The sequence below is a fragment of the Cuspidothrix issatschenkoi CHARLIE-1 genome (genome assembly GCF_002934005.1).
Taxonomy (GTDB): domain Bacteria; phylum Cyanobacteriota; class Cyanobacteriia; order Cyanobacteriales; family Nostocaceae; genus Cuspidothrix; species Cuspidothrix issatschenkoi.
This window is the reverse complement of sequence record NZ_PGEM01000079.1, coordinates 21,102-27,315: the sequence shown is the minus strand read 5'-3', so window position 1 is coordinate 27,315 and position 6,214 is coordinate 21,102. Positions and strand designations below refer to the sequence as shown.

The following is a 6,214-nucleotide window of genomic DNA, read 5'->3' as shown; positions in this document are numbered from 1 at the left end:
TTTCCGTTCACAATTATTCTCAAAAAATCCTGTCCTGACTCCCCAGTATCGCCACTAAGACTAAAGATTGATCCTGGCGCAAAATTCACAGGAATGGCATTAGTTAATGATTCAACTGGCGAAGTTGTATTTGCTGCTGAATTAAAACATAGAGGCTTTGCAATTAGAGATGCTTTAACTTCTAGGAGTCAATTAAGACATTCTAGACGTGCCAGAAAAACTCGTTACAGACAACCAAGGTTCTTGAATAGAACCCGTCCAGAAGGATGGTTAGCACCAAGCTTACAAAGTCGGGTTGAGAATATTAAAACTTGGGTTGAAAGATTGCGTAAACTCGCACCAATTAGGGCTATTAGTCAAGAATTAGTCAGGTTTGATATGCAGTTAATGGCTAATCCTAATATTCAAGGTAAGGAATATCAACAGGGAACTTTAGCTGGTTACGAAACCAGAGAATACTTACTAGAAAAGTGGAGCAGACAATGTGCCTACTGTGGAGTAAAAGACGTTCCTTTTCAAGTAGAGCATATTCATCCACGAGCCAAGGGTGGCAGTAATTCAATTACAAACCTTGCTTTAAGTTGTGAAAAATGTAACACTAAAAAAGGCACGAAAGACATCAAAGATTTTCTCAAAAAAGACCCTTTAAAGTTAGAGAAAATCTTGAAGCAAGCTAAAAGATCACTAGCTGATGCAGCAGCAGTAAACACAACTCGCTTGGCATTGCTAGAAGTTTTAAAAGCAACCGGATTACCTGTAGAAACAGGTTCAGGAGGGTTAACAAAGTTCAATAGAAGTCAGCAAAATCTAGAGAAAACCCACTGGATTGATGCCGCTTGTGTTGGTCAATCAACACCAATTCTCAATATCAAAGGTGTTAAGCCATTGCTAATTACAGCTAACGGTCACGGCACTAGACAATCTTGCCGAACTGACAAGTATGGTTTTCCTTCTAGATATGTCCCCAGGTTCAAATTTGTTAATGGTTTTCAAACTGGAGACATTGTGAAAGCTGTTGTCACAAAAGGTAAAAAGATTGGGACATATATTGGACGAGTAGCGGTGAGGACTAGTGGTAGTTTCAATATTTCAACAATATCTGGACTGATTCAAGGTATCTCTTACAAATACTGTAAATCAATTCACAAAAAGGACGGTTACGAATATGGAAAATCCAAGATTTGTTAATTGCTCAACTGTTCCTTTCATTGTTTGTGCTGGCGCACAAAATTACTCAAGGGACGTTTCACAGTTAACCCTCCATTCCTCCCATCACCAAACTGAGTACAGTTTTGGTGGGGGTCTCCTGGAGGTTTAGATGATTACTGGAAAAACGAAACTTTTAGGAGTCATTGGTCATCCTGTGTCACATTCTCTGTCACCACTGATGCACAATGCAGCATTGACTAAACTGGGATTAGATTATGTGTATTTGCCTTTTCCTATTGCACCGGAAAATTTAGAAACAGCGATCGCTGGTTTTGTTAGTATTGGTGTAGTTGGCTTTAGTATCACCATTCCCCATAAACAAGCAATATTGCCCTTTTTATCCGAAATTTCTCCTGTTGCTCAAGCCATCGGTGCAGTTAATACTGTTACTAGACAAGGTGATAAATGGGTGGGAACAAATACGGATGTAGAAGGATTTATTGCGCCTTTACAAACTACCTATCATCAAGATTGGACTCGGAAAAAAGCGGTAATTTTAGGCAATGGTGGTGCAGCAAGGGCAGTTGTGGCTGGTTGTATTCAACTTGGTTTCGCAGAAATTCACGTTGTTGGGCGGAATTTACAGAAATTACAAGCATTTACTCAGAGTTGGCAAAATTCACCCTTTGCTGATCAATTTCAAGTCCATGAATGGTCAGAATTACCAAACCTACTTCACCAAGCTCACCTATTAGTAAATACTACTCCTGTAGGAATGTATCCTAATGTAGAAGAATCGCCATTAAGTACTCAAGAAATTGCTTATTTGCCTGGAGATGCTATCGCCTACGATTTAATTTATATCCCTAAACCCACCAAATTTTTGCACCTAGCCGAAAAACAAGGAGCAATTATTATTGATGGTTTAGAAATGCTAGTTCAACAAGGTGCAGCAGCCTTAAAAATCTGGTTACAACAAGACTCTGTTCCAGTACAGGAAATGCGTCAAGCATTACAAAATCATCTGGGAATATGAGAAGGCAGGAGTTCAGTAGTAAGAAATTTCTTCTCTGCTCCCCTGCCTCTACAGTGGCTTCCGCATATACCGTTCCTGTCCTTGGGAATTATAGATATATACAGGCATTTGAGCATTTTGACTAATGACTTTGAGTACTTCTTGTAAACGTTGGAAATGACCTTGTATCTCTCGATTATTAGCTTGAAATAGGCGGTCATATTCCGGTGTCAAACGGACTTTTATTTCTTGGTTTTCGATGGTATAGGTGCAGATTTTAATGGTGTTTTTACAGGTGTTATTGAGTTCATTCCGTGTTGAGGTTAAATCGCCATAGATTTCGTACTGTTGCTGTGACTGTTGCAGGGAAGCATTATAGGTTTCAACCAGAGATTTAGCTTGATTAAAATAAAAGGTATTTTCACTAACTTGTTTAGCATTTTGTAAGGCTTGTTCCCAAGATTTAACTGCGGCTTGCCATTGTTTTTGATTATCATAGACTTTGGCTTGGTTAGCGGCTCTGATTGCCTGTTGATAGGATGTAGCGGCGATTTGTTCTTTTTTGGCGCGATCGCGGGCGACAACATTTTTTGGTTCATACTCTCCCAATAGTTTCCTTGCATCCTCAATTCCTAAACTATCTACGGGGATCACCTTTAAGATATTAATTGCTGTTTGGAAATTAGATGCTACCTTTTGCCATTCTGGTGCAGATTTGGCTGTAGCTTGCAGTTTGGTGGCTGCTTCTCCCGCAGTTTTGGCAGTGGCAATTTTTTGCAGCCATGTTTCTTCTTGAGTTAACTGCTGATTAATACTCTTGAAACTATTTTGATATGTGGGTAAATTTGTTCTGACTATACCATAAAATTCATGATCAGGTTTAATTATTTCCAATGACAAAATAGCCTGTCTCCATAGGGTTTGTCTATTACGTAACTCATCCAAATTCTTAGGCGGTGTTTGAGAGGTCTTCTGTGCCGATTCTGCTGCTTCTAGGGCTGTAATCACCGTCTTGATTTTGGTTGACTGTTCGGAAAAACTATTAGCTAATAGCTGTGATTCTTGATAACGGGGAGACCATTGGGGAATTTTTTGTATATCTTCAACTACTTGATCTAGTTGTTTTTGCAGTGTCAACAAATCTGCCCCTGAGTTGGTACGCTTCACTTGTTGCGGATATTCATTTTTAAATTGCTGTCCTGTTTGCAATTCTTTACATTCCCCAATCACACAACCATGATGGAGAAAGAAAGCCGCACTACCAGAAACTAGGGCAATAACTACAGCCGTACCAATAACTACAGGCAAAGGGGGTAAGGATATAGAGAGTCCTTTTTTTTTCGATTTAACTGCAACATTGGCAAAGGGATCAAACTTTTCTTCTGTTTCCTCAATTGGCTCAGATTCATCCTCATCTAGAGATGAAATTGTATCGGTTGATGAATAATCACCGAAAGATGTAGAGGAGCTAGAAGCAAAGGAATCCTCAATAGCTTCTTCTTCTATATCTAAAAATGAAGGTCGTGGGTTTTCTGAATCGGCAGGGATAATGAGAGTGTCTCTTTCGCTGGTATAGTTTATATCCCTTTCTGCCTCTATAGTGGGCATCTCAAATCCATTCTCAGTTTTGTTGCCCATGTCTGTCTGTGGGGCAGAAATCTGAAAATATAAAGTATGTCTACTATAAGGGCGTTTTTCTCCTACTTTTCTCAAGAACAATTGTACTTGCTCGGTTTGGTAGTTAAATTGCCATTGTAGTGCTTGTTCTAACACTTCAAATACTTGCTGGGTATTAACAATCACCTCTGATGGATGTTCGGTTAAAATCATTAACTCATCATTTTTCATAGCGCATTTAACCTGGAATTCCTGTCTATCCGGCACTTGTGCCACCAGTCTTTCCTGCAAAATATTGCCTAAATGCTGTAAATCTTCTTTTTGAATTGTTGCTTTCATAAAGCGTTACCGCCACTCTTTCTATATAGTTTTGATTATCAAAGGGACTTTAGCTCGGAGATGGGAGACTAGAGATATAGAATCAGTTTCTACTAGAAGGCTAGATTTGTCACGAAAAATACACTCAAGGGGTAATGATTTAGACTTCCATTTTTTTATAAGAGAAATGTCGAAAACCCTTGAAGGCATGACGGACTCAGGAGGTTACATCTGGGCTTTAGACAAGGGATGAAGGCTAGTACCGCAGGGCGGAAGTCATGCATTCAAAAGTCAAAACGAACACAGTATAGGCTTTTGGGAGATTTATAATTGTTGGTTTATTTACGCCATGCTGTACTAGAGGCAGGATTTATCCTGCATTGACGTTAATTGACTTGCTTTTCAATATATTTTTTACTGTTTCCGTAGAAATATTCATTGTATAATACTTACAGGTCGTAAACAATCAAGCAATGATAGTTCTAGAATATAAAGTTAAGGGAAAACAACATCAATACAACGCTATAGACGATGCAATTCGGACTACCCAATTCATTGGCAATAAAGCGATTAGATATTGGATGGATGCACCACGCGAGCTAAAAATAGATATAGCAGTATGCAGTTGAATGAAATAGGAACTGAAAAACCAAAACATGGCTTACGCCATACTGCGCTATCAAGCAGTAACAGTATTTCACCTCCTGCCTTTTGCCTTCTGGTATAGCATTAAAGAAAGTGCGTTGGACTTGTCAATACAAGGTGTGTCTCAATGGATTTATTGGAGTATCAAGTTAAAGAATGGTTCGGTAAAATTGGGATTCCTGTCTTACCATCTCAAAGAATAGATCATCCGACAGATTTAAAACGGTTGAAAATTCATTACCCCATTGTTCTGAAATCCCAAGTACAAGCGGGGGAAAGGGAAAAAGTTGGTGGAGTGAGGATTGTAGAAACTACAATTGATGCGATCGCTGCTGCACAGAATATATTTAATCTACCAATTTGGGGACAGTTGCCAGAGGTAATACTGGCAGAGGCCAAGTATGATGCTCAAGAGGAATTTTATCTGGCTGTAGTTTTAGATACTACCCTTTGTCGTCCTATTTTGTTGGGTTCTAAAGAAGCAAATATCGAATGGGAAACAGCAGGGGAAAAAATTCAACACGTAGTGGTTGAACAGGAATTTTCGCCATTTTATGCCAGAAGGCTGGCTGTAAAAATGGGTTTACAGGGGGGTTTAATCCAATCTGTGAGCGATATTATTGAAAAATTATACCAATTATTTGTGCAAAAAGATTTGGACTTGGTAGAGATTCATCCTTTAGGTGTAAACTCTGCTGGTGAAGTCATGGCACTTAATGGTAAAGTTAGGGTCAATGAACGAGCTATTAATCGTCATCCTGAAATAGCTGAGATGGCGGCAAGAATAATAGATCGTTGTCATGGTAATCAGAAAAAAAATAGCTTGTTAGATAATGGCGATAGTTTAGAAATGCAGGGGAAAATTGCTATTTTAGGCAATGGCAAAGGTTCTGTATTAACAACATTGGATGCAGTTGCTAATGCTGGGGGTAAACCTGGTAAATGTATTAATTTACGTCATTCTTTTATGAGTGATACTAGGACGACTACCTTTAGCGATCGCCTGATCAGCAGTTTAGAAACTTTAATGGAGGATCAGGATATTAAAGTGATTTTGATTAACTTTTTAGGCAATATTCCTCAAGTTAACCAACTCTCAGAAATTATTGCCAATTTTCTCCAATTAGACAGTAGCAAAATTGCATCCCAGTCATCAGCTACCAATGATAATCATAATCAACGAAATGCTCATTTACCTAAGTTAGTCCTACGTTTAGCCGGTTCAGAATTTAATCATACCAGAGAATATTTAGCCAACTTCTCTACTTCTAATCAATCTCCTATAGTTGTAGAAAATTTAGATGAGGCAGTTAAACAAGCAGTACGTTTATCTAAGTTACCTGTAGTTAAAAAAAGGAACAGGCAATAGGCAATAGGTAATAGGCAATAGGCAAGAGTAAATAGTTATGATTAACTACCAATTACCCATTACCCATTACCCATTAAAAATATTCTATTATTTTCGTATTT

Annotated in this window: 4 protein-coding genes and 1 pseudogene; 4 read left to right on the top strand and 1 reads right to left on the bottom strand. The window is 38.5% G+C overall.

From position 1 onward, the window contains the following. Positions 1-1,188, top strand: a 1,188-nt coding sequence (iscB, locus tag CUN59_RS11820; protein WP_104388029.1) for an RNA-guided endonuclease IscB, incomplete at its 5' end; no start/stop codon positions are given. Between the two features lie 130 nt (positions 1,189-1,318). Beyond that, complete coding sequence (locus tag CUN59_RS11815) at positions 1,319-2,185, top strand: shikimate dehydrogenase (RefSeq protein WP_104388026.1); 867 nt, start codon at positions 1,319-1,321, stop codon at positions 2,183-2,185. 48 nt (positions 2,186-2,233) lie between these two features. Here the strand turns inward: CUN59_RS11815 and CUN59_RS11810 are convergent, their stop codons facing one another. Beyond that, positions 2,234-4,120 (bottom strand): tetratricopeptide repeat protein, encoded by a 1,887-nt coding sequence (locus CUN59_RS11810; RefSeq protein ID WP_104388025.1) that lies wholly within the window; start codon positions 4,118-4,120, stop codon positions 2,234-2,236. Positions 4,121-4,572: 452 nt separating this feature from the next. On the opposite strand from CUN59_RS11810, the pseudogene CUN59_RS11805 reads away from it, so the two are divergent. Then, positions 4,573-4,710 (top strand): annotated as a pseudogene (locus CUN59_RS11805) (RNA-guided endonuclease TnpB family protein); the annotation flags it as partial. A gap of 161 nt (positions 4,711-4,871) precedes the next feature. Continuing rightward, a complete protein-coding gene (locus CUN59_RS11800) occupies positions 4,872-6,113 on the top strand; it encodes a succinate--CoA ligase subunit beta (RefSeq protein ID WP_104388024.1) in 1,242 nt (413 codons plus the stop codon). Positions 6,114-6,214: the final 101 nt, after the last annotated feature.

Excerpts from the sequence above, each read along its gene's own strand:
- CUN59_RS11815 (WP_104388026.1), top strand. The coding sequence starts at position 1,319 with ATGATTACTGGAAAAACGAAACTTTTAGGAGTCATTGGTCATCCTGTG.
- CUN59_RS11810 (WP_104388025.1), bottom strand. The coding sequence starts at position 4,120 with ATGAAAGCAACAATTCAAAAAGAAGATTTACAGCATTTAGGCAATATT.
- CUN59_RS11800 (WP_104388024.1), top strand. The coding sequence starts at position 4,872 with ATGGATTTATTGGAGTATCAAGTTAAAGAATGGTTCGGTAAAATTGGG.